The sequence below is a fragment of the Flavobacterium sp. genome (assembly GCF_044339515.1).
GTDB lineage: Bacteria > Bacteroidota > Bacteroidia > Flavobacteriales > Flavobacteriaceae > Flavobacterium.
Genome location: NZ_JBIIVK010000002.1, coordinates 87,856 through 113,399, shown reverse-complemented (window position 1 = coordinate 113,399; position 25,544 = coordinate 87,856). Strand labels below are relative to the sequence as shown.

The following is a 25,544-nucleotide window of genomic DNA, read 5'->3' as shown; positions in this document are numbered from 1 at the left end:
CATTTTCCCGCCATCCGCTATATCTTTTGCTTTGCAAAAGGATGCTGCTGCTGTCGGGGCTAGGAGATTAACCATAAAAAAATTGAATTCAAAAATCAAACCATCCAATAATCCAACGTTTGAATAATCCAAAAATCCCTATCTTTGCCACCGTAAAACAAACAAAATGAAATTTGCAAAAAATATATTAGAAACAATCGGAAATACGCCGCTTGTTAAAATCAATAAAATTACCCAAGAATTGGATTGTTTAGTGCTTGCGAAAGTAGAAACATTTAATCCCGGGAATTCCGTGAAAGACCGTATGGCTATCAAAATGATCGAAGATGCCGAGGCAGACGGTCGTTTAAAACCTGGAGGAACCATAATCGAAGGAACATCCGGAAACACCGGAATGGGCTTGGCGTTAGGAGCAATCGTAAAAGGCTACAAGTTAATTTGTGTAATTACCGACAAGCAATCCAAAGAAAAAATGGATATTCTTCGAGCTGTTGGAGCCAAAGTAATCGTTTGCCCAACCGATGTAGAGCCAGACGATCCACGTTCGTATTATTCTGTTTCCAGACGATTAGGAACTGAAATTCCGAATTCATGGTATGTAAATCAATACGACAATCCATCCAACGCTATTGCTCATTATGAACAAACCGGTCCTGAAATTTGGGAACAAACTGAGGGAAAAGTAACGCATTTTGTGGTTGGAGTAGGAACCGGTGGAACCATTTCAGGAGTAGCAAAATACTTAAAAGAGCACAATCCTAACGTTAAAATTTGGGGCGTTGACACGTATGGTTCTGTGTTTAAAAAATACCACGAAACCGGAATTTTTGACGAAAATGAAATTTATTCCTATATCACAGAAGGAATTGGAGAAGATATTTTGCCAAAAAATGTTGATTTTTCTTTAATAGACGGTTTCACAAAAGTAACCGATAAAGATGCTGCGGTTTTCACCCGACGATTAGCTTTAGAAGAAGGAATTTTTGTGGGTAATTCAGCCGGTTCAGCTATCAAAGGAGTGTTACAATTAAAAGAACATTTTAAACCGGAAGATGTTGTTGTTGTTTTGTTTCACGATTCGGGTAGTCGTTATGTTGGTAAAATGTTCAACGACGATTGGATGCGTGAACGTGGATTTTTAGACGAAGAAATTACCACAGCAGCCGATTTAATTAAAAATCACAGAGATAAATCATTAGTAATTGTTCGCACCGAAGAATTAGTTTCTCATGCTATCGACCGGTTAAAAAAATTCAATATTTCACAAATACCGGTCATTGACACTTCTGGATTTGTGGGATCGATTGATGAATCTGACTTATTCAAAAGTTATTTTTCAGATAAAAATATCGCCGAAAAGCCAATTCGTGAAATCATGGGCAAACCTTATCCAATCGTAATGGAGAACACACCGGTTGAAGAAGTTTCTAAACTTATCAATAAAGATAATCAAGCTGTTTTGGTTCAGTTAGAAAATGGAAAATACCATATTATTACAAAACATGATATCATCAGTTCGATAAAATAGTTGTACTAAAATCATAAATTTCAAAATCCAATCTTTTCAGGTTGGATTTTTTTTATTACTTTAGCAATACTATTTAAGCCACAATTTTCAAATTACAAGCCATGAAAGAAGATTTTCTCCATTACGTTTGGCAATATAAAAAGTTTGCCTTTACCAACCTCAAAACAGTTTCCGGACAAGAACTTACTATAATTCATTCCGGCTATTACATTCAACAAGCCGGCCCCGATTTTTTTAATGCTCAAATTGTTATCGATAATCAAAAGTGGGCAGGAAATATAGAAATTCATCTTAAATCCTCTGATTGGTATGTACATCATCATCAAACCGATGCAAATTACGATAATGTTATTCTGCATGTTGTTTGGGAACATGACACCGATGTGTTTCGGAAAAATAATACCGTCATTCCGGTTTTAGAACTAAAACAACAAATCCCAACAGAAATTTTAAGTCAATATAATAACTTATTCGCTCAAAAAAAATGGATAAATTGTGAAAATCAAATTTCATTTGTAGATGAATTTACAATTTCGAATTGGATTGAACGTTTATTTTTTGAACGTTTGGAAATAAAAGCGAATGAAGTAGAAAAACTCCTTCAAAAAAACTCTTTCGATTGGGAAGCCACTTTTTTCCAATTATTAGCAAAAAGTTTCGGGCTCAATACCAATGGTGAAGCATTTTTAAAAATGGCGGAATCAATACCTTATTCCATTATTAAAAAAGAACGATATGAAGTAGAATCTTTAGAAGCACTTTTTTTTGGAGCTACTGGACTCCTGGAAAGTGAAAACGAAGACATTTATTTTAATGATTTAAAAAAGCGTTGGAATTACCTTAAACATAAATACGAATTAAAAATAGATTATTATCAATCGGTGCAGTTTTTCAAGCATCGTCCGGATAATTTTCCAACCATTCGATTAGCTCAATTGGCTCAACTTGTAGTAAAACAACATCAACTTTTTCAAAGCTTGGTTAATGTTCATTCAATAAATCAAATTTATCTTTTTTTTAATTGTAATGTATCTGAATATTGGCAATCGAATTATGTTTTTGATAAACCACATGCCATAAAAAATAAAAGAGTAACAAAAAATTTTATCGATTTACTCATTTTGAATTGTATTCTTCCCATTAAATTTGCTTTTGGTCATGTTCATGGAAATATAATCCCTGAGTTACTTGTTGGGTTGGCCTCTGAAATTATTTCAGAAAAAAATACAATTATTGATAAGTTTAATGGTATTGGATTAGTTTCAAACAATAGTTACCAATCACAAGCATTACTGCAATTAAAAAAAGAATATTGCAACACAAATAAATGCTTGAATTGTGCAATTGGACAAAAGTTGATTAACTTTACTACTTAATTATAGCGTCATGAAAAATAATGAAGTCAAATTGAGTTTCGGACAAAAAATGAAAAAGTATTTTATTCGTTTTATAGTTTTATTGATTGTTGCATTTTTTGGCTATTTTGCATTTATCTATTATGTTCCTTATTCAGAAGGAGTACGTTCAGGCGAATTAATTAAATTTAGTAAAAAAGGAGTGACTTTTAAAACGTGGGAAGGAGAGATGAGTCAAGGAATATCCGGAGCCCAAATTTTTCAGTTTACAGTTCCTACAAAAGAAAAAGAAGTTATTTCAAAAATGGAAAATCTTCAAGGGAGATACGTTAAGCTGAGCTATATTGAACGATACCGAACTTTTATTTGGTGGGGCGACACCCGCTATTTTGTTACTGCTGTTGAAGAAGAAGAATCTCCTTTTGTAAATCCAAAATAATTAAAATGAGTTGGATCACTAACATTCGTCTTTTTTTTGAAAAGCATGGTTTTCATGTATCTTCGCGATTAGCTGATAAATTAGGTATGCGAGCTTCTAACGTGCGTTTATTTTTTATATATATTTCTTTTGTAACTGTTGGCTTGTGGTTTGGAGTTTACCTCACATTAGCTTTTTGGTTAAAATTAAAGGATATGATATATACCAAAAGAAGTTCTGTTTTTGATTTGTAATAAAATTTAAAAAAAATTGAATGATACTTTTTTTAAACGCAATTTTTTTTGCATCTTGCTAAACTAAAATTTTAATCAAAAAATAACTTTATGAAAAAGTTACTCTCAATTTTTACATTATTACTACCTGTTTTAACATTTAGTCAAGAAAAAGGCTTAGATGAAAAGATAAATGATATTATCAAGCCTGCAGTGGATGCAATGGCAAGTGTTTTTTTCTACAAACCTCTTGAATCTTTTGGTTTCGATATGCCTTTGGTGGTATTATGGCTAGTAGTGGGAGCTACTTTTTTTACAATTTATATGGGTTTCATTAACCTAAAAGGAATTAAACACGCTTATCAACTGATTAGAGGAGATTATGATAAACCGGGAGACGAAGGAGAGGTTTCGCACTTTCAAGCTTTGGTAACAGCACTTTCCGGAACGGTAGGTTTAGGCAATATTGCGGGAGTTGCGGTCGCAATTTCCTTAGGTGGAGCAGGTGCTACTTTTTGGATGATATTGGCCGGATTTTTAGGAATGTCTTCCAAATTTGTAGAATGTACTTTAGGAGTTAAATACCGTAAATTAAATGATTTAGGCGAAGTGTCCGGCGGACCAATGTATTATCTCTCAGAGGGTTTGCGAAGAAAAGGATATGCAGGTTTAGGAAAAGTATTGGCCGTAGTTTTTGCAATTTTAGCCATAGGAGGATCTTTTGGAGGTGGAAATATGTTTCAGGCAAACCAATCTTTTGCCCAATTAGCAAATGTTTTTCCGGTTTTTGAAGGAAAAGGATTTTGGTATGGCTTAGTGGTTGCTTTTTTTGTTGGGATAGTAATTATAGGAGGAATTAAAAAAATTGCTAGTGTAACTGATAAAATAGTACCCTTTATGGTTGGGATTTATGTGGTTACTTCTTTAATTATCATCTTTGTAAATATTGCTCATATTGGTGATGCTTTTCGTGAGATTTTTGCCGGAGCTTTTACAGCAGACGGAATTACAGGTGGTGTAGTAGGAGTGTTGGTTGTTGGTTTCCAACGAGCTGCATTTTCAAATGAAGCCGGTGTAGGGTCGGCAGCTATTGCTCACTCAGCGGTTAAAACCGATGAACCAGTAAGTGAAGGTATTGTTTCTTTATTGGAACCTTTTGTAGATACGATTGTGGTTTGCACGATGACTGCTTTAGTCCTTATTTTTACTGGATATGCACACGATACACAAGGATTAACAGGATCTGCTCTTTCTTCAGCTGCTTTTAGCAGTGTTTTGCCATGGTTTAAATATGTTTTGTTAGTTGCAATTATACTTTTTGCATTTTCAACGATGATATCTTGGTCTTATTACGGCATGAAATCATGGACGTTTTTATTTGGTAATACAAAAAAGATGGAAAATATATATAAAGCCCTCTTTTTAATTTTTGTCGTTTTAGGTTCGTCTGCAAGTCTAGGTGCGGTGATTGATTTTTCTGATATGATGATTTTAGGAATGGCATTCCCTAACATCTTGGGATTGTATTTCCTTTCCAGTGAGGTAAAAGCTGATTTAAAAGATTATTTCAAACGACTCAAGTCTGGAGAAATAAAAAAATATGAGTAATAACATTGAATTGAAAATATGAATTTTAAATCCTATTTCCGGTTGGCAAAACAACAACGAAATGGGATTTTTTTGTTGTTCCTACTGATTATAGTTACTCAAATAGGTTATTTCTTTTGGATTTCAAATCAACAAACTCGAACGGATAGTTCTAATCATGAATGGTTAGGAATGCAATTGGTTATTGATAGTTTAAAAAATTCTGATAACAATACAAAACCGGTAATTTATCCATTCAATCCCAATTTTATTACGGATTATAAAGGATATAAACTCGGAATGTCGGTAAAAGAGTTAGAAAAACTTTTTGCTTTTCGAAAACAAAATAAATACGTGAATTCTGCAAAGGAATTTCAAACCGTTACTGGTGTTTCAGATAGTTTGCTCAATGCAATTTCACCTTACTTTAAATTTCCGGATTGGGTTAATCAACCCAAGAAAGAATATATTTCTTTTACAAATAAAAAAGTTGATAATAAAAAATCCATTGTGAAAATTGATATTAATCAAGCCACACAAGAGGATTTAATCAAATTGTATGGAATTGGTCCTGCTCTGTCTGAAAGAATTTTAAAAAATAGAGAAAGTCTTGGTGGATTTTTATCGATGGAACAAATGCAATTCATTTGGGGGTTAAGTCCGGAAGTAATAGAAAACCTTAACAAGCATTTTATAGTAACTTCAGAACCAAAATTGAACAAAATTGATGTTAATAATGCTTCCATAAAAGAACTAGCCAAATTCCCTTACTTCAATTATTCAATCGCTAAGGAGATTGTAACCTACCGCAGCATGAATGGTGAAATAAAAAATATTGAGGATTTAACAAAAATTAAGGGTTTGACTAGTGAAAAAATCAAAATTATCGCCTTATATTTGGAATTTTAAAAAAATAGCTCATTTTAAGCAAATAATTTTATTTTATGAATTCAGAATACTTTACGGAAGAACACCAATTATTTAGAGCAACTTTACGCGATTTTCTACAAAAAGAAGTCGCTCCTCATATTGAAAAATGGGAAAAAACAGGAACCATCGAACGATTTATTTGGAAAAAGTTTGGTGATATGGGTTTCTTCGGATTAACCTATCCTGAAGCTTATGGCGGGATGAATTTAGATTTATTTTATACGGTTATATTTTTAGAAGAATTACAAAAAATAAAATCTTCGGGATTCGCAGCGGCAATGTGGGCACATTCTTATTTGGCTATGACTCACTTAAATGCAGAAGGTGATGAACGTATTAAAAAAGACTATTTAGCAGCTAGTATTTCAGGCGATAAAATAGGAGCATTATGCATCACCGAGCCTTTTGGCGGAAGTGATGTAGCTGGTATGCGAACTACAGCTGTTAAAAAAGGAGATAAATATGTGATAAATGGCTCTAAAACATTTATTACTAATGGTGTATATGCCGATTATTATGTTGTGGCTGCAAAAACACAACCTGAATTGGGTAACAAAGGTATTAGTATATTTTTAGTAGATACAACTACAAAAGGGATCTCAGCTACAAAACTTGATAAATTAGGTTGGAGAGCGTCAGATACTGCAGAAATTTCATTTGATAATGTAGAAATTCCATCAGAAAATTTAATGGGAGAAGAAGGAAAAGGCTTTCCCTATATTATGCAACATTTTGCATTGGAGCGATTAATAATGGCCATTAATGCTCATGCTCGTGCTGAGTATGCGATGGAATACACAATAGAATACATGTCGCAGCGGGAAGCTTTCGGAACTACCATCAATAAATTTCAAGCATTACGACATACAATGGTGGAACATGCTACCGATGTTGAGCATTGCAAAATTTTTAATTATGCTGCTGTGGCTCGATTAAACAAAGGCGAATATGTAGTAAAAGAAGCTACCATGGCTAAATTGAAATCCACCAAAGTGGCCGATGAAACTATTTATAGTTGTCTTCAGATGCTGGGAGGTTATGGCTATATGGAAGAATATCCTTTGGCTCGATTGTTAAGAGACAGTCGGTTAGGACCAATTGGTGGTGGAACTTCCGAAATCTTGAAAGAGATTTTGTCTAAAATGATTATTGACAATCAAAACTATAAACCGGCAGTAAAATAATTAAGTATTTTCGTTTATAAGTGAAAAATAATTAATACCTTTGCACTTCTAAAAGAGAGGAGGTGTCTAGATTATGTTAATTATACCAATTAAAGACGGAGAAAATATCGACAGAGCGTTAAAACGCTACAAAAGAAAATTTGATAAAACGGGAACTGTTCGTCAGTTAAGAGCACGTCAGGCTTTTATTAAACCATCTGTTGTGAGAAGAGCACAAGTTCAAAAAGCTCAGTACATTCAAACATTGCGAGACAGTGTAGAAATTTAATAGCTTTTTATATAAAATAAACCGTTAGTTTGATAAGTTTTGTAACTTTGAGGCTAACGGTTTTTTTATGCAATCAAATCAGCAAGCTTTCAAGGATTATCTTCAAATACAAAAGAATTATTCATTGCATACTGTAAAGGCATATTTGACTGATATAGAAGAATTTGAAAGATTTAATAAGGTTCATTTTGAACAAGATTCTATCGATCAAGTAGTTTATTCGCAAATCAGAAGTTGGATTGTCTCGTTGGTAGATAATGGGATTTCATCCTCGTCAGTAAACCGAAAAATATCATCTTTAAAGAGCTATTATAAATTCTTGCTTCGAATTAAGCAAATTGAACAAAGTCCTCTGCTTAAACACAAAGCACTCAAAACACCTAAAAAGATTCAAATTCCATTCTCGGAAAAAGAAGTAGATTTGGTTCTAAATCAAATTGTTTATCCGGATGGTTTTGAAGGAATTCGTGACAAATTAATTATCGATTTGTTTTACACTACCGGAATAAGAAGAACAGAACTTATTAATTTAAGTTTAAGTGGAATAGATTTTTCAAATACAACTTTGAAAGTTCTAGGAAAAAGAAATAAAGAACGAATCATTCCATTACTGCCAATCATAATTAATCAATTAAAAAGCTATATTCTTCAACGTAGTCAGCTTCAAGAAATTAAAGATGATGACAAATTATTTTTAACACAAAAAGGTGTTAAATTGAATGATACATTTGTTTATCGATTAATAAATATGTACTTTAGTAATGTCTCCGAGAAGGTAAAAAAGAGTCCTCACATTTTGCGGCACACGTTTGCAACGCACTTATTAAATAACGGAGCCGATTTGAATTCAGTTAAAGAATTATTAGGACATTCGAGTTTGGCATCAACTCAGGTTTATACACACAGTAGTTTGTCGGAGTTAAAAAAAGTATATGGAAATGCTCATCCTCGAAACCAAAAATAGTTCGCTAAGTTTGTTTAACCTTAAAAATTAGATTATGAAGGTAAATGTTAATGCTGTAAACTTTAATATTGACGGAAAGTTAGTAGATTTCATTCAAATTCGAATGGATAAATTGGAAAAATATTATGACAAAGTTGTTGTTGCAGATGTTTTTTTAAAGGTAGAATCTACCAGTGAGAAAGAAAATAAAATTGTTGAGATTAAAATTCATGTGCCGGGCGATGATTTTATGGTAAAGAAACAGTGTAAAACGTTTGAAGAAGCAGTTGATTCTTCAACCGAAGCATTGGAACGTTTGCTTTTAAAAAGAAAAGAAAAAATCAGAACACATATATAGAACAAATTTTTTTTAAAAAATGTTTTGATTGACAAATAAAATCTATACATTTGCAGTCCGTTAGAAATAGCGGGCTTTTTTTATTGAGTAACGCCGGTGTAGCTCAGCTGGCTAGAGCAGCTGATTTGTAATCAGCAGGTCGTGGGTTCGAGTCCCTCTATCGGCTCAATTAGAAGAATAGTTAGAAAATGTTTTGTAAGATTTTAATTTCAAAGCATTTACGTTCATTTAAAAGTTTAAAAAAATTTGAGGGGAGATACTCAAGCGGCCAACGAGGGCGGACTGTAAATCCGCTGATTACATCTTCGCAGGTTCGAATCCTGCTCTCCCCACAATTTTTAGCTTGAAAGATTAATTTCTTGCCGGTGTAGCTCAGGGGTAGAGTGCTTCCTTGGTAAGGAAGAGGTCACGGGTTCAAATCCCGTCATTGGCTCAAAGTCGTAAGATTTAAACACTATTATATAACTAAGATTAAAAATTAAGTAAAATGGCAAAAGAAAGTTTTAATCGTTCCAAACCGCACTTAAATATAGGTACAATTGGACACGTAGATCACGGTAAAACTACATTAACTGCGGCAATTACTAAAGTATTGTCTGAAAAAGGTTACTGTCAAGCAAAATCGTTTGATCAAATTGATAACGCTCCTGAGGAGAAAGAAAGAGGTATTACTATCAATACTTCACACGTAGAGTATGAAACAGCTAATCGTCACTACGCTCACGTTGACTGTCCAGGTCACGCGGATTACGTAAAGAACATGGTTACTGGTGCTGCTCAAATGGATGGTGCTATCCTTGTAGTTGCTGCAACAGATGGTCCAATGCCACAAACACGTGAGCACATCCTTTTAGGACGTCAGGTTGGTATTCCAAGAATCGTTGTTTTCATGAACAAAGTGGATATGGTTGATGATGCTGAGCTTTTAGAGCTAGTTGAAATGGAAATCAGAGACTTATTATCGTTCTATGATTATGATGGAGACAATGGGCCTGTTATCCAAGGATCTGCTTTAGGTGGATTAAATGGAGATGCTGCATGGGTTGATAAAATCATGGAATTAATGGATGCTGTTGATGCTTGGATCGAAGAGCCAGTGCGTGACAATGCAAAACCATTCTTGATGCCTGTTGAAGATGTATTTACTATTACTGGTCGTGGAACTGTTGCTACAGGTCGTATCGAAACAGGAGTTGCTAATACAGGGGATCCAGTTGAAATCATCGGTATGGGTGCAGATAAATTAACTTCTACTGTAACTGGAGTTGAAATGTTCCGTAAAATCCTTGACAGAGGTGAAGCTGGAGATAACGTAGGTCTATTATTGAGAGGTATTGACAAAGCTGATATCCGTAGAGGTATGGTTATTTGTAAGCCAGGTTCAGTAAAACCACACGCTAAATTTAAAGCAGAGGTTTATATCTTGAAAAAAGAAGAAGGTGGTCGTCACACACCATTCCACAACAACTACCGTCCACAGTTTTATGTAAGAACAACTGACGTAACTGGTACTATTTCTTTACCAGCTGGAGTTGAAATGGTAATGCCAGGTGATAACTTAACTATCGACGTAACTTTATTGAGCCCAATCGCTCTTAACCTAGGTTTACGTTTTGCTATCCGTGAAGGTGGTAGAACTGTAGGTGCTGGTCAGGTTACTGAAATCGTTGACTAATTCATAAATTATATAAAGCCAGTTCATATTCTTCGGAGTGTGACTGGCTTTTAACAAACGGGTGTAGTTCAAGGGTAGAATAGCGGTCTCCAAAACCGTTGATGGGAGTTCGAATCTCTCCATCCGTGCAAAAATCAATTATAATGACAAAAGTTGTTAACTATATAACAGAAGCTTTTCAAGAACTTAAAACGAATGTAACTTGGTTACCTTGGGCAGAAGTACAACGTTTAACCATTATTGTAGCAGTATTTACAATTGTATTTTCACTTGCTACGTGGGGTGTTGATGAAGTTTTCAGAAAAGCAATATCAGGATTTTTTAATTTGATAAAAGGATAATATCTGTTATGGCTGATAGTAGTTTAAAAAAGTGGTATGTCGTTAGAGCTGTAAGTGGCCAAGAGAATAAGGTTAAAACTTATATCGAAAACGAAATTAATCGTCTTCAATTAGCAGATCATATTGCTCAGGTTTTAGTTCCTACAGAAAAAGTAGTGCAAGTAAGAGATGGCAAGAAAATAGCCAAGGATAAAGTTTATTTTCCTGGCTATGTAATGATTGAAGCTAACTTGATAGGTGAAATTCCCCACATTATTAAATCTATTACAGGAGTAATTGGTTTTTTAGGTGAAGTAAAAGGTGGAGATCCTGTGCCTTTGCGTTTGTCTGAAGTGAATAGAATGTTAGGTAAAGTAGATGAATTGGCGGTTACTGCCGATACTCAAAATATACCGTTCAATATTGGTGAAACCATCAAAGTAATTGATGGTCCTTTCAACGGTTTCAATGGAACTGTTGAAAAAATTAATGAAGACAAGCGTAAACTTGAAGTAATGGTGAAAATTTTCGGAAGAAAAACACCATTAGAATTAGGTTTTATGCAAGTAGAAAAAGTATAATTTGTTACATTATTATAAACCGCATCTTGCTTCCAATTGAGATGTGCTAAATTTTTTTAAAACACAATGGCTAAAGAAGTTAGTAAAGTAGTTAAACTACAAGTAAAGGGAGGTGCCGCGAATCCTTCGCCACCGGTCGGACCTGCTTTGGGAGCTGCTGGAGTTAACATCATGGAGTTCTGTAAGCAATTTAATGCTAGAACTCAAGATAAACCCGGCAAAGTTTTACCAGTACAGATTACAGTGTACAAAGACAAATCGTTTGATTTTGTTGTAAAAACTCCACCCGCTGCTATCCAGTTATTGGATGCAACGAAGCTAAAGTCAGGTTCAGGTCAACCAAATCGTAAAAAAGTAGCTAGCGTTACTTGGGATCAAATTAGAACAATTGCCGAAGACAAAATGGTAGATTTAAATGCATTTACTATCGAGGCTGCTATGAGTATGATAGCAGGAACAGCTCGTTCTATGGGTATAACAGTATCAGGAGTTGCTCCTTTTTAATTAAAAGAAAGACATGGCAAAATTGACAAAAAAGCAAAAAGAGGCTGCAGCAAAAATTGAAAAAAGTAAACTATATTCTCTAAAAGATGCTTCTGCATTACTAAAAGAAGTTGCTTCTGCAAAATTTGATGAGTCTGTTGATATCGCTGTAAAATTAGGAGTAGATCCTAGAAAAGCGAATCAAATGGTAAGAGGTGTGGTTGCATTACCACACGGAACTGGTAAAGATGTTAGGGTTTTAGCACTTGTTACTCCAGATAAAGAAGCGGAAGCTAAAGCTGCTGGTGCAGACCACGTAGGTTTAGACGATTATTTACAAAAAATCAAAGACGGTTGGACAGATGTTGATGTAATCATCACAATGCCTGCTGTAATGGGTAAATTAGGTCCATTAGGTCGTATTTTAGGTCCTAGAGGTTTAATGCCAAACCCAAAAACAGGTACGGTAACTATGGATGTTGCAAAAGCTGTTCAAGAAGTGAAAGCTGGTAAAATCGACTTTAAAGTTGATAAAACCGGTATTGTCCACGCAGGAATCGGAAGAGTTTCTTTCGATGCAGACAAAATTGTAGATAATGCACACGAAATTATTCAAACATTAATCAAAATGAAACCAACTGCGGCAAAAGGTACTTATATCAAGTCAATTCACTTGTCAAGTACTATGAGTCCTGCAATTGCTTTAGACCCTAAAGCAGTTTAATTGGTAGTTAAACAATTATATTATGACTAGAGAAGAAAAATCAAGAGTTATTGAAGATTTAACTGCACAGTTGGCTGATAGTAATGTTGTCTACATTGCAGATATTTCTAACCTTAATGCTGAAACTACTTCAAATCTAAGAAGAGCTTGTTTTAAAGCCGGTATCCAATTAAATGTAGTGAAAAACACTTTGTTGGAAAAAGCAATGGAAGCTTCTTCAAATGATTATGGAGACTTACCTTCAATATTAAAAGGAAATACTTCAATAATGATTGCTGAGAACGGAAACGCTCCTGCAAAAATCATTAAAGAATTCCGTAAAAAATCGGATAAACCTCTTTTAAAAGGAGCTTACATTCATCAAGCTATCTTTATTGGCGATAACCAATTAGATGCTTTAGTAGCTCTTAAATCAAAAGAAGAAGTTATCGGAGAAATTATCGGTCTTCTTCAATCTCCTGCTAAAAATGTTGTATCTGCTCTTAAATCGGGTGGTGGCAAAATTGCAGGAATTGTTAAAACCTTATCGGAAAGATAAGAACCCCGCGAGAACGCACTTAATAAATTATATTTTACAAACTATTTAAATCGATAGAAAAAATGGCAGATTTGAAACAATTCGCAGAACAATTAGTTAACTTAACAGTTAAAGAGGTTAACGAATTAGCAACAATTTTAAAAGATGAGTATGGAATCGAGCCTGCAGCTGCCGCTGTAGTTGCTGGTCCTGCTGTAGGTGGTGGTGAAACTGCTGCTGTTGAAGAGCAAACTGAATTTACTGTAGTATTAAAAGATGCTGGAGCTTCTAAATTAGCTGTAGTTAAAGCTGTTAAAGAATTAACAGGTTTAGGTCTTAAAGAAGCTAAAGATTTAGTTGATGCTGCTCCTTCAAATGTAAAAGAAGGTGTAACTAAAGATGAGGCTGAAGGTCTTAAAAAATCTTTAGAAGAAGCTGGAGCTGTAGTAGAGCTTAAATAAGCTAACTTAGGTTTTAAGAACTAGGTTTAGGTCTTGGATTAACCTCCAACGGCCTAAACCCTTTTTCGTATAATAAAATTAAATCAAGTTTTATTATCATATTAGTTTAATATACGAAAAAATTTTTGATCGATACGAAGAAAAAATATGAATGAATTATACCATTTGTTTTTAGAGATGTATCGGTTTTAAAAAAGAAAGTATAAGTTAAACAGTGTAATTACACAAAAAATTACTTTTTTTTAATCAAAATTTTGTCCATTGATGATAACAAATCAGACTGAAAGATTGAATTTTGCCTCTACTAAAAATATACCACAATATCCAGACTTTTTGGATATTCAGGTAAAATCTTTTAAGGATTTCTTCCAATTAGAAACGAAATCTGACGAAAGAGGCAACGAAGGTCTATACAACACCTTCATGGAAAATTTTCCAATCACCGATACAAGAAACAATTTCGTACTTGAATTTTTAGATTATTTTGTAGATCCGCCTCGTTATTCTATTTCAGAGTGTATCGAAAGAGGGTTAACTTATAGTGTGCCTTTAAAAGCCAGATTGAAACTTTATTGTACTGATCCTGAACATGAAGATTTTGAAACAATTGTACAAGATGTTTATTTAGGTACTATTCCTTATATGACGCCTAGCGGTACTTTTGTTATCAATGGTGCTGAAAGAGTTGTTGTATCGCAGTTACACCGTTCACCTGGTGTTTTCTTTGGACAGTCATTCCATGCTAATGGAACCAAATTATACTCTGCCCGTGTAATACCTTTTAAAGGGTCATGGATAGAATTTGCTACCGATATCAATAACGTTATGTATGCGTATATCGATAGAAAGAAAAAATTACCTGTAACTACTTTATTCCGTGCAATCGGTTTCGAAAGAGATAAAGATATTCTCGAAATCTTTGACCTTGCAGAGGAAATTAAAGTTTCTAAAACAGGACTAAAAAAATACATCGGACGTAAATTAGCGGCTCGTGTGTTAAACACGTGGCACGAAGATTTCGTTGATGAAGATACTGGAGAAGTAGTTTCTATCGAAAGAAACGAAATCATTTTAGATCGTGATACAATTATCGACAAAGATAATGTGGAGGAAATCATCGATTCTAACGTGAAATCTATTTTGTTACATAAAGAGGATAATAACCAAGCAGATTATGCCATTATCCACAACACATTACAAAAAGATCCAACCAACTCAGAGAAAGAAGCCGTTGAGCATATCTACCGTCAGTTGCGTAATGCAGAACCGCCTGATGAAGAAACCGCTCGTGGTATTATAGATAAATTATTCTTCTCAGATCAACGTTATAACTTAGGTGAAGTTGGTCGTTATAGAATGAACAAAAAATTAGGTTTGGATATCCCAATGGAAAAACAAGTGTTGACCAAAGAGGATATTATCACTATCGTGAAATATTTGATTGAATTAATCAACTCTAAAGCAGAGATTGATGATATTGATCACTTATCAAACCGTCGTGTTAGAACAGTTGGCGAACAACTTTCTGCACAATTTGGTGTAGGTCTTGCTCGTATGGCTAGAACTATTCGCGAAAGAATGAACGTTAGAGATAACGAGGTGTTCACGCCAATCGATTTGATTAATGCTAAAACATTATCATCGGTTATCAACTCTTTCTTCGGAACCAACCAGTTATCTCAATTCATGGATCAAACAAATCCATTAGCAGAGATTACACACAAAAGAAGATTGTCTGCCCTAGGACCAGGTGGTCTTTCTAGAGAGAGAGCCGGATTCGAGGTGCGTGACGTTCACTATACACACTACGGAAGATTATGTCCGATTGAAACGCCGGAGGGACCAAATATTGGTTTGATTTCTTCGCTTGGGGTTTATGCGAAAGTAAATGGAATGGGATTCATCGAAACACCTTATCGTAAAGTAACGAATGGTGTGGTTGATTTAAAATCGGAACCAATTTACTTAAGTGCAGAAGAAGAAGAAGGAAAAATGATTGCTCAGGCAAACATCGAAATGGATGACAATGGAAAAATTACTGCCGATAAAGTTATCGCCCGTGAAGAAGGTGATTTCCCTGTAGTTGAACCAAATGTTGTTCATTACACAGACGTTGCTCCAAACCAAATTGCATCGATTTCCGCTTCGTTAATTCCTTTCTTGGAACACGATGATGCGAACCGTGCTTTGATGGGATCAAACATGATGCGTCAGGCTGTACCATTATTACGTCCTGAAGCTCCAATTGTTGGTACCGGTTTAGAAAGACAAGTTGCCTCAGATTCCAGAGTGTTAATTAATGCAGAAGGAAATGGAGTAGTAGAGTATGTTGATTCTGAAAAAATTACCATTAAATACGATCGTACGGATGCTGAACGTATGGTAAGTTTTGATTCAGATGATAAAACCTATCAATTGATTAAATTTCAAAAAACCAATCAAAGTACCTGCATTAACCTAAAACCAATCGTAAGAAAAGGGGATAGAGTTACAAAAGGTCAAGTACTTTGTGAAGGATATGCAACACAAAACGGAGAATTAGCCATCGGTAGAAACCTTAAAGTTGCATTTATGCCATGGAAAGGATACAACTTTGAGGATGCAATTGTAATCTCTGAAAAAGTAGTTCGTGATGATATTTTTACCTCTATCCATATTGATGATTATTCATTGGAAGTTCGTGATACCAAATTAGGTAACGAAGAATTAACCAATGATATTCCAAACGTTTCAGAAGAAGCGACAAAAGATTTGGATGAAAACGGTATGATTAGAATTGGTGCCGAAGTTAAACCTGGCGACATTCTTATCGGAAAGATTACGCCAAAAGGAGAATCAGATCCAACACCGGAAGAAAAATTATTACGTGCCATCTTTGGTGACAAAGCTGGTGATGTTAAAGATGCTTCATTAAAAGCTTCTCCATCATTACACGGTGTTGTTCTTGACAAAAAATTATTTGCAAGAGCCGTTAAAGATAAACGTAAGCGTACAAAAGATAAGGATGATTTGGCTTCATTAGAAATGGAGTTCGAAGTAAAATTCAACGAATTAAAAGACAAATTGGTTGATAAATTATTCAACATCGTAAACGGAAAAACATCGCAAGGTGTAATGAACGATTTAGGAGAAGAAGTTTTACCAAAAGGTAAAAAATATACTCAAAAAATGTTGAATGCCGTTGAAGATTTTGCTCATTTAACAAAAGGTCAATGGGTAGCCGATGACGAAACCAATGTATTAGTTAACGATTTGATTCACAATTATAAAATCAAATTAAACGATTTACAAGGTGCGTTAAGAAGAGAGAAATTTACTATTACTGTTGGAGATGAATTACCAGCCGGAATTTTAAAATTAGCTAAAGTTTACATCGCTAAGAAACGTAAGTTGAAAGTGGGTGATAAAATGGCAGGTCGTCACGGAAATAAAGGTATTGTTGCTCGTATAGTAAGAGATGAAGATATGCCATTCTTGGAAGACGGAACGCCAGTTGATATCGTATTGAATCCTCTTGGTGTACCATCTCGTATGAACATCGGTCAGATTTATGAAACTGTGTTAGGATGGGCTGGAAAGAATTTGGGAAGAAAGTATGCAACGCCAATTTTTGATGGGGCTACAATCGATCAAATTAATGAATTAACAGACGAAGCAGGAATTCCAAGATTTGGTCATACCTATTTATATGATGGAGGAACCGGAGAACGTTTCCACCAAGCAGCAACAGTTGGAGTAATCTATATGTTGAAATTAGGTCACATGATTGATGATAAGATGCACGCACGTTCTATCGGACCATACTCGCTTATTACGCAACAACCATTGGGTGGTAAAGCTCAATTTGGAGGTCAGCGTTTTGGAGAGATGGAGGTTTGGGCTCTTGAAGCATACGGTGCTTCTAGTACTTTAAGAGAAATATTGACGGTAAAATCAGATGACGTAATCGGTAGAGCAAAAACTTACGAAGCAATCGTGAAGGGTGAGCCAATGCCGGAACCGGGATTACCAGAATCATTCAACGTTTTAATGCACGAATTGAAAGGACTTGGTTTAGACATCCGATTAGAGGAATAATAGTATTGTTTCAAGTTTCAGGTTTCAAGTGAATTGCGACCTGAAACTTAAAACTTGAAACAAAAACAACAAATTTTATTGACTATGATGAATAATAGAAATAATAAAGATAAAAATACCGTTAAAAGGTTTAACAAAATCACCATCGGATTGGCTTCACCAGAATCTATTTTGGCAGAATCAAGAGGAGAAGTTCTTAAACCTGAAACAATCAATTATAGAACCCACAAACCAGAACGTGATGGTCTTTTCTGCGAAAGAATCTTTGGTCCTGTAAAAGATTATGAATGTGCTTGTGGAAAATATAAAAGAATTCGCTACAAAGGTATAGTATGTGACCGTTGTGGTGTTGAAGTTACTGAAAAGAAAGTACGTCGTGATAGAGTCGGACACATCAATTTGGTGGTGCCGATTGCTCACATTTGGTATTTCCGTTCGCTTCCAAACAAAATTGGATACATTCTAGGTTTACCTTCTAAGAAATTAGATATGATTATTTACTACGAAAGATACGTAGTAATTCAAGCCGGTATTGCTAAAAATGTTGATGGTGAGCCATTAGAAAGATTAGACTTTTTAACAGAAGAAGAGTATTTAAATATTTTAGATACCCTTCCGATGGAAAACCAATATTTAGATGATAATGATCCAAATAAATTCATCGCCAAAATGGGTGCGGAGTGTATCATGGATTTATTGGCTCGTACAAACTTAGACGAATTGTCTTATGATTTACGTCACGCGGCTAACAATGAAACATCTAAACAAAGAAAAACAGAAGCATTAAAACGTCTTCAAGTTGTTGAATCGTTCCGTGAGGCAAACGAAAACAGAGAAAATCGTCCGGAATGGATGATTTTAAAAGTAATTCCGGTTATTCCGCCAGAATTGCGTCCGTTGGTACCACTAGATGGAGGTCGTTTTGCAACATCGGATTTGAATGATTTATACCGTCGGGTTATCATCCGTAACAACCGTTTAAAAAGATTAATGGAGATCAAAGCTCCAGAAGTAATCTTGCGTAACGAAAAACGTATGTTGCAAGAAGCGGTGGATTCATTATTCGATAATACGCGAAAAGCTTCTGCGGTTAAAACAGAATCAAACAGACCATTAAAATCGCTTTCAGATTCTTTGAAAGGTAAACAAGGTCGTTTCCGTCAAAACTTATTAGGAAAACGTGTGGATTATTCTGCTCGTTCAGTAATTGTCGTTGGACCGGAATTGAAATTGTTCGAATGTGGTTTGCCAAAAGATATGGCTGCTGAATTGTATAAACCATTCGTTATTCGAAAATTAATCGAAAGAGGAATTGTTAAAACAGTAAAATCAGCTAAGAAAATTATTGACAAAAAAGAGCCTGTGGTATGGGATATCCTTGAAAATGTAATCAAAGGACATCCGGTATTACTAAACCGTGCTCCTACGTTGCACCGTTTAGGTATTCAAGCATTCCAACCAAAATTAATCGAAGGAAAAGCGATTCAGTTACACCCATTAGTGTGTACGGCTTTTAACGCGGATTTTGATGGTGACCAGATGGCAGTTCACTTGCCTCTTGGACCGGAAGCTATTTTGGAAGCCCAATTATTAATGTTGGCTTCACATAACATCTTGAATCCTGCAAATGGAGCTCCAATTACCGTTCCTTCTCAGGATATGGTCTTGGGTCTATATTATATGACCAAAGAGCGTTTGTCAACTCCGGAACACAAAATTTTAGGTGAAGGTTTAACTTTCTATTCGGCCGAAGAAGTAAACATTGCTTTAAACGAAGGAAGATTAGAGTTGAATGCTCGCGTAAAAATTAGAGCGAAAGACTTCAATGAAAATGGTGAATTAGTTTATCAATTAATTCAAACAACTGCCGGTAGAGTATTATTTAATGAAGTAGTACCGGAAGCAGCAGGATATATCAATGAAGTTTTAACCAAAAAATCATTAAGAGATATTATTGGTAGAATTTTATCGGTAACGAATGTTCCCACAACCGCAGCTTTCTTGGATAGCATGAAAGACATGGGATACAAATTTGCATTCCGTGGTGGTTTATCATTCAGTTTAGGTGATATCATTATTCCCCACCAAAAGCAAGAGTTGATTGCCGATGCAAGAGAAGAAGTAGATGCAATCACCATGAACTATAACATGGGATTGATTACCAATAACGAAAGATATAACCAAGTTATTGACGTTTGGACTTCTAAAAATGCCTTGTTAACTGAGTTAGCGATGAAAAATATCCGTGAAGACCAACAAGGTTTCAACTCGGTATATATGATGCTTGACTCTGGGGCTAGGGGTTCTAAAGAGCAAATTCGTCAGTTAACCGGTATGCGTGGTTTGATGGCTAAGCCAAAAAAATCAACTGCTGGTGGTGGTGAAATTATTGAAAACCCAATTCTTTCTAACTTTAAAGAAGGTCTATCCATTTTAGAATACTTTATTTCTACCCACGGTGCTCGTAAAGGTCTTGCCGATACGGCTTTGAAAACGGCCGATGCCGGATACTTAACAAGAAGATTACATGATGTTTCTCAAGATGTTATCGTAAACACAGAAGATTGTGGTACGTTAAGAGGAATCGAAGTTTCTGCTTTGAAAAAGAATGAAGAAATTGTTGAAACCTTAGGAGAAAGAATTTTAGGTCGTGTAGCTCTTCAAGATGTAATCAATCCATTGAATTTGGAAGTGTTGGTTGAAGGTGGTCAAGAAATTACTGAATCTATCGTGAAAGCTATCGAAGCATCTCCATTAGAAAAAGTAGAAGTACGATCTCCATTAACTTGTGAAGCAGCCAAAGGTATCTGTGCAAAATGTTACGGAAGAAACTTAGCCACAGGCCGAATGACCCAAAAAGGTGAAGCGGTTGGTGTAATTGCAGCTCAATCAATTGGTGAACCGGGAACTCAGTTAACTCTTAGAACATTCCACGTTGGAGGGGTTGCAGGCGGTATGTCGGAAGAATCAAGCATTGTTACCCGTTTCAAAGGTAGATTAGAAATAGACGATTTAAAAACGGTTAAAGGTGAAGATGCCGAAGGCAATGCAATTGACATCGTAATCTCTCGTTCAACAGAATTAAAATTAGTTGACGAAAATACAGGAATCGTTTTAAACACACATAATATTCCTTATGGTTCTACCATTTTTGTAAAAGATGGTCAAACTGTAGATAAAGGAACAACAATCTGTAAATGGGATCCATACAACGGAGTTATTATTTCTGAATTTACCGGAAAAATCGCTTACGAAGATTTAGAACAAGGTCAATCGTTCCAAGTTGAAATCGATGAGCAAACCGGTTTCCAAGAAAAAGTAATTTCGGAAGGTAGAAATAAAAAATTAATTCCAACTTTATTAATTTATGGTAAAGACGGTGAATTAATTCGTTCTTATAACTTACCGGTTGGTGCCCACTTGATGGTTGATGATGGTGAGAAAATTAAGGCAGGTAAAATTTTAGTAAAAATACCAAGACGTTCATCAAAAGCGGGCGACATCACAGGAGGTCTTCCAAGAATTACTGAGCTTCTTGAAGCACGTAATCCTTCGAATCCGGCTGTAGTTTCTGAGATTGATGGAGTGGTAACATTCGGTAAAATTAAAAGAGGTAACCGTGAAATTATCATCGAATCTAAGTTTGGTGAGGTTAAAAAATACTTAGTTAAATTATCTAACCAAATTTTGGTACAAGAGAATGACTTCGTAAAAGCGGGTATGTCTTTGTCAGATGGTGCAATTACGCCGGAAGATATTTTAAGGATTCAAGGACCATCTGCTGTTCAACAGTATTTGGTGAATGAAATTCAAGAGGTTTACCGTCTACAAGGGGTAAAAATTAATGATAAACACTTTGAGGTGGTTATCCGTCAGATGATGCGTAAAGTTAGAGTAGAAGATCCGGGAGATACGTTGTTCTTAGAAGAGCAATTAGTACACACTAAAGATTTTATTATCGAAAACGATAAGTTGTTCGGAATGAAAGTGGTAGAAGATGCCGGTGATTCTCAGAACTTGAAAGCAGGACAGATGATTACACCAAGACAGTTGCGTGATGAAAATTCATTGTTAAAACGTGAGGATAAAAACCTTGTAGTTGCACGTGATGTTATTACGGCTACTGCAACGCCTGTTCTTCAAGGTATTACAAGAGCTTCGCTTCAAACCAAATCGTTTATTTCTGCGGCATCGTTCCAAGAGACAACGAAAGTGTTAAACGAGGCAGCTGTTGCTGGAAAAGTAGATACGTTAGAAGGCTTAAAAGAAAACGTTATTGTTGGACACAGAATCCCAGCCGGTACCGGAATGAGAGAATATGACAATAATATTGTAGGTTCTAAAGAAGACTATAACGAGTTAATGGCCGCCAAAGAAGAATATAATTATTAAGGAAAATGAGCGATAACAATCAACAACCCGGACAAATTAACATTGAATTAGATGAAAAAGTTGCGGAAGGAATATATTCTAACTTAGCAATTATCAATCACTCAGCGTCTGAATTTGTATTGGATTTTGTAACATTGATGCCGGGAGTTCCCAAAGCAAAAGTGAAGTCAAGAATCATTTTAACGCCACAACACGCTAAACGTTTGTTGAAAGCCATAGGAGAAAATATTCATCGTTTTGAATTAGCTCATGGTGAAATTAAAGATTCCGAACAACCGCAAGTTCCTTTAAGTTTTGGCCCAACAGGACAAGCATAATTAGTTATTCTATTTATAAAAAAACCTTCGAGAAATCGGGGGTTTTTTTATGCTTGTTAGATTTGTTAAAAATTAATTCAGTTGATTTTCACGAGACATACCATTACTGTGTAATTGACGAGTAGTGAATGTCATCTAGTTCTTTTTTCTTTAAAATGCAAATTTTTACTCACAAAGTCTTTTAAAAGCTAATTACATCGATTTTATTCTACAAGAGTGTATTTCATCGATTATTTTAACTTATCATCGTTAATTATTTATTACTGATTGATAGTAGTGTAATTTTGACAAATAATTAGAATTATCTGTTTTCATTCAATAATAAAAAGTGTAAACTAAAATAAACAATACCACGAAAGTTTACTTGTTTTTTAGTTGATCAGCTAAGCAAAAGTTAGCTAAAAGAAATTGTTATGTTTTTAATTGGGATAAAAATTTTAATATATGCCTCAAAATATGAAAATGATTAATACGTTCAAGTTATATCAAAATTTAAACTTTATTTTTAAAGTAGCTATTCTTCATTTATTGTTGTTTTTTTCAATAGAGGAAAGCAATGGACAAAATGGTCAATATATTCTTGATGCAAGTTCCAATTCTGGTTCACCGTCATCTGTTACAACAAATACTCAAGGAATAACCCCTTTTACTCACAATAGAAAATCTGTGAGAAGCCGCTATTTATACTTAGCAAATGAATTATATAATGAAGGTGCAGACACTGAAGGAGGGCAAATTTCTTCGCTTGCATTTAATATAAGTGAGTTAACGGCAGATTTTGAGATTACAGATTACAACATAACCATTGCTCAAGTTAGTAGTACAACATTACCCAATAATATGAATACTTTACCGGGTAGTGTTCTAGTTAAAACTATTTCCAGTTTAAATATTACCCAAATAGGCTGGTTTGAAATTGAATTTGACACTTTTTTTGATTGGGATGGAATTTCCAATTTAGTTGTTGAAATTTGTAAAACAAATACAACTGTAGGCTCTCCATTACCCTCTAATGTAAAAGTTGAAGCTACAAATTTTTCTTCAGGAGATAATAGAACATGGGCTTTATATACAACGAGTAATAGTTCATCTAGTGCGAATGGTTGTTCAATGATTGCCAGCGGAAATCCTTCCAATACATCTGCTCTTTCACCTTCTTCAAATCGAAGAGTCAGACCAAATATTCGTTTTACTTTCAAATGCAATGGTAATCCTGTAGGTGGCATTGCTACTTATAAAGATGAAAGTAGTATTTGTGTTGGGGAAGATGTTGAAATTCAAATTGTAGAGGGAGAAAAATCTTCCGGTTTACTTTATCAATGGCAGTCTTCTACCGATGGAATAAATTTTATAAATATAAGTGGAGCAAATTCTGCAAAACTAACCGTAGAAAGACAAGAAGTGAATATGTATTACAAAAGAGCAACAGCCTGTTGCTGTTCTGATTTAACTTACATTGATTCGTTACCTTATTTTGTTGCTGGAATTAATACTTGGGATGGTTCATTTTGGAGTTTTGGGGTAGAACCTTCAGATGATCAACCTGTTAAGATTACCGGCAATTTTGATACTGCTGTTAATGGTGATTTAGTAGAAGCATGTTCGCTCTTTATCGAATCCGGTACCTTCATTGTTAGAAATGAGCATACTGTTCAACTTAAAAACAGAATTAAAGTAGCTCAAGGTGTTGAGGTTATATTTGAGAACAATTCAAGTTTAGTACAAGAAGATGATTTGGCTATAAATGAAGGAGTAATAAAATATAAAAGAAATTCTCAGCCTCTACGGTTATTAGATTACACGTATTGGTCTTCACCGGTGAGCAATCAAACACCTATAAGTTTTTCACCCGGTACACCGACCAATAGAATATATCATTGGAATCATTCTGCTGCAGTTCAAAATTGGCAGAATGGAGTTCACAATATTCCGATGATTGCCGGTAAAGGATATATAATTAGAACACCAAATGGATTTCCTTCCACAGGAACAGGTCAAGTTTTTAACGGTCTTTTTGTGGGAGTCCCAAACAATGGAGAAATTGTTGTGGCAACACAAGGTAAAAACTCAGATGCATTAGGCCCTAATTATTGGAATTTACTTGGGAATCCGTACCCAAGTGCGATTGATTCGCATGCCTTTTTATTGCAAAATGCAAGTAAAATTGATGGAACAATTCACTATTGGACTCACAATTCTTCACCAAGTGGTGTTTATCCCGGGTCAAACGCATTAAATTATAATTCTAATGATTATGCTACCTACAATTTAACCGGTAGTGTTGGATTAGGTGATGCGGCTGGTACAGTAACTGATCCAAATGACCCAAGTTATGGAGTTAACCAACAAGAACCAGGAAGATATATTGGAGCCGGTCAAAGTTTTATGGTAGCCGGCGGAGAAGATGTAGGAGAAGGAACAGTAAAGTTTTCAAATTCAATGCGTACAATTGGAGAAAATAAACAATTTTTTAGAACGTCTGATACAAATGATTCGAGTTTGAATTCTGACAATGAAAAGCATAGAATTTGGTTAGAAGTTAAACATGAAAATGGGGCTTTTAAACAAACTTTAATCGGCTATGTTGAAGGAGCCACTAATGGTTTGGATTGGGGATTTGATGGTAAATTTTTAGGAAATTCTCCTGTTGCAATTTACAGTGTTGTTGAGGATAAAAAATTAATTATTCAAGGAAGAGGATTACCTTTTGATGAGAATGACTTTATGCCGTTAGGCTTTTCGGCAACAATCGCAGGTTCATTTCAGTTGAATTTATACAAATATGATGGTCTTTTTCAAAATCAAAATGTTTTTATTGTAGATACTCAGACAGGTACAATACACAATATCAAAGATGGTGTATATTCATTTATTTCTGAATCGGGAGTGTTTAATGATCGTTTTGTTTTGAGATTTACAAATGAAACGTTGAGTATTGACCCAGTTGATTCAACTTCAAAAGATTTAATATGCTATTCCGAAAATGAAATTATCTTTATTAAAACGGTAAACCAAAATTTAGAGTCGATAAACGTTTATGACGCAAGCGGAAGAGTTTTATCAATCAATAAAAATGTTAACTCCAAAGAATTAACGATTGGAAATCTACAAAAAAATAATCAACTTTTACTTGTAGAAGTCACTTTTGAAAACGGTGTGAAGTCAACTCGTAAATTGATTTTCTAGTTTAGAA

Annotated in this window: 21 protein-coding genes and 4 tRNA genes; all 25 read left to right on the top strand. The window is 34.9% G+C overall.

Annotated elements, in window-relative coordinates; all coding sequences use genetic code 11:
- The first annotated feature begins 166 nt into the window (after positions 1 to 166).
- On the top strand, positions 167 to 1,528 hold the full coding sequence (locus ACIQ0M_RS01185) for a pyridoxal-phosphate dependent enzyme (RefSeq protein WP_396148872.1): 1,362 nt from the start codon (positions 167 to 169) through the stop codon (positions 1,526 to 1,528).
- A gap of 101 nt (positions 1,529 to 1,629) precedes the next feature.
- Positions 1,630 to 2,904 (top strand): DUF2851 family protein, encoded by a 1,275-nt coding sequence (locus tag ACIQ0M_RS01180; RefSeq protein ID WP_396148870.1) that lies wholly within the window; start codon positions 1,630 to 1,632, stop codon positions 2,902 to 2,904.
- A 49-nt stretch (positions 2,905 to 2,953) separates the two neighbouring features.
- Positions 2,954 to 3,322, top strand: coding sequence for a 6-phosphogluconate dehydrogenase (locus tag ACIQ0M_RS01175; RefSeq protein ID WP_396148868.1), 369 nt, complete (start codon positions 2,954 to 2,956; stop codon positions 3,320 to 3,322).
- Between the two features lie 5 nt (positions 3,323 to 3,327).
- Positions 3,328 to 3,555, top strand: a complete 228-nt coding sequence (locus ACIQ0M_RS01170; RefSeq protein WP_396148866.1) for a PspC domain-containing protein — start codon at positions 3,328 to 3,330, stop codon at positions 3,553 to 3,555.
- Between the two features lie 90 nt (positions 3,556 to 3,645).
- Positions 3,646 to 5,142: an alanine/glycine:cation symporter family protein gene (locus ACIQ0M_RS01165; protein WP_396148864.1), complete on the top strand. Its 1,497-nt coding sequence runs from the start codon at positions 3,646 to 3,648 to the stop codon at positions 5,140 to 5,142.
- An 18-nt stretch (positions 5,143 to 5,160) separates the two neighbouring features.
- On the top strand, positions 5,161 to 6,030 hold the full coding sequence (locus ACIQ0M_RS01160) for a ComEA family DNA-binding protein (RefSeq protein ID WP_396148861.1): 870 nt from the start codon (positions 5,161 to 5,163) through the stop codon (positions 6,028 to 6,030).
- A gap of 35 nt (positions 6,031 to 6,065) precedes the next feature.
- Positions 6,066 to 7,235, top strand: a complete 1,170-nt coding sequence (locus tag ACIQ0M_RS01155) for an acyl-CoA dehydrogenase family protein (RefSeq protein WP_396148859.1) — start codon at positions 6,066 to 6,068, stop codon at positions 7,233 to 7,235.
- A gap of 73 nt (positions 7,236 to 7,308) precedes the next feature.
- The gene (rpsU, locus tag ACIQ0M_RS01150) at positions 7,309 to 7,503 is read left to right on the top strand and encodes a 30S ribosomal protein S21 (RefSeq protein ID WP_129463952.1); all 195 of its coding nucleotides are present in this window, start codon (positions 7,309 to 7,311) and stop codon (positions 7,501 to 7,503) included.
- 67 nt (positions 7,504 to 7,570) lie between these two features.
- Positions 7,571 to 8,467 (top strand): tyrosine-type recombinase/integrase, encoded by an 897-nt coding sequence (locus ACIQ0M_RS01145; RefSeq protein ID WP_396148857.1) that lies wholly within the window; start codon positions 7,571 to 7,573, stop codon positions 8,465 to 8,467.
- Between the two features lie 34 nt (positions 8,468 to 8,501).
- A complete protein-coding gene (gene hpf, locus ACIQ0M_RS01140) occupies positions 8,502 to 8,804 on the top strand; it encodes a ribosome hibernation-promoting factor, HPF/YfiA family (protein ID WP_396148855.1) in 303 nt (100 codons plus the stop codon).
- A 92-nt stretch (positions 8,805 to 8,896) separates the two neighbouring features.
- Positions 8,897 to 8,970, top strand: a tRNA-Thr gene (locus ACIQ0M_RS01135).
- 84 nt (positions 8,971 to 9,054) lie between these two features.
- Positions 9,055 to 9,136, top strand: a tRNA-Tyr gene (locus tag ACIQ0M_RS01130).
- Between the two features lie 29 nt (positions 9,137 to 9,165).
- Positions 9,166 to 9,237 (top strand) — tRNA-Thr (locus ACIQ0M_RS01125).
- A 54-nt stretch (positions 9,238 to 9,291) separates the two neighbouring features.
- A complete protein-coding gene (gene tuf, locus ACIQ0M_RS01120; RefSeq protein WP_396148853.1) occupies positions 9,292 to 10,479 on the top strand; it encodes an elongation factor Tu in 1,188 nt (395 codons plus the stop codon).
- Between the two features lie 57 nt (positions 10,480 to 10,536).
- Positions 10,537 to 10,607: transfer RNA gene (locus ACIQ0M_RS01115), tRNA-Trp, on the top strand.
- Between the two features lie 15 nt (positions 10,608 to 10,622).
- Positions 10,623 to 10,820, top strand: a complete 198-nt coding sequence (gene secE, locus ACIQ0M_RS01110) for a preprotein translocase subunit SecE (RefSeq protein WP_129463948.1) — start codon at positions 10,623 to 10,625, stop codon at positions 10,818 to 10,820.
- Positions 10,821 to 10,828: 8 nt separating this feature from the next.
- On the top strand, positions 10,829 to 11,380 hold the full coding sequence (gene nusG / locus ACIQ0M_RS01105; protein ID WP_112086200.1) for a transcription termination/antitermination protein NusG: 552 nt from the start codon (positions 10,829 to 10,831) through the stop codon (positions 11,378 to 11,380).
- A gap of 66 nt (positions 11,381 to 11,446) precedes the next feature.
- Positions 11,447 to 11,884, top strand: a complete 438-nt coding sequence (gene rplK, locus ACIQ0M_RS01100; RefSeq protein ID WP_112086199.1) for a 50S ribosomal protein L11 — start codon at positions 11,447 to 11,449, stop codon at positions 11,882 to 11,884.
- Positions 11,885 to 11,897: 13 nt separating this feature from the next.
- Positions 11,898 to 12,587 (top strand): 50S ribosomal protein L1, encoded by a 690-nt coding sequence (rplA, locus tag ACIQ0M_RS01095; protein ID WP_396148850.1) that lies wholly within the window; start codon positions 11,898 to 11,900, stop codon positions 12,585 to 12,587.
- A 22-nt stretch (positions 12,588 to 12,609) separates the two neighbouring features.
- Positions 12,610 to 13,125 carry a 50S ribosomal protein L10 gene (gene rplJ / locus ACIQ0M_RS01090; protein WP_396148848.1) on the top strand — a complete coding sequence of 172 codons (516 nt, stop codon included), beginning with the start codon at positions 12,610 to 12,612 and terminating at the stop codon, positions 13,123 to 13,125.
- A gap of 62 nt (positions 13,126 to 13,187) precedes the next feature.
- Positions 13,188 to 13,565, top strand: a complete 378-nt coding sequence (gene rplL / locus ACIQ0M_RS01085; RefSeq protein ID WP_396148846.1) for a 50S ribosomal protein L7/L12 — start codon at positions 13,188 to 13,190, stop codon at positions 13,563 to 13,565.
- A 264-nt stretch (positions 13,566 to 13,829) separates the two neighbouring features.
- Complete coding sequence (rpoB, locus tag ACIQ0M_RS01080) at positions 13,830 to 17,642, top strand: DNA-directed RNA polymerase subunit beta (protein ID WP_396148844.1); 3,813 nt, start codon at positions 13,830 to 13,832, stop codon at positions 17,640 to 17,642.
- A gap of 84 nt (positions 17,643 to 17,726) precedes the next feature.
- A complete protein-coding gene (gene rpoC, locus ACIQ0M_RS01075) occupies positions 17,727 to 22,034 on the top strand; it encodes a DNA-directed RNA polymerase subunit beta' (protein ID WP_396148893.1) in 4,308 nt (1,435 codons plus the stop codon).
- Positions 22,035 to 22,039: 5 nt separating this feature from the next.
- The gene (locus ACIQ0M_RS01070; protein ID WP_129463940.1) at positions 22,040 to 22,351 is read left to right on the top strand and encodes a DUF3467 domain-containing protein; all 312 of its coding nucleotides are present in this window, start codon (positions 22,040 to 22,042) and stop codon (positions 22,349 to 22,351) included.
- Positions 22,352 to 22,807: 456 nt separating this feature from the next.
- Complete coding sequence (locus tag ACIQ0M_RS01065; protein WP_396148842.1) at positions 22,808 to 25,537, top strand: hypothetical protein; 2,730 nt, start codon at positions 22,808 to 22,810, stop codon at positions 25,535 to 25,537.
- Positions 25,538 to 25,544 lie beyond the last annotated feature (7 nt).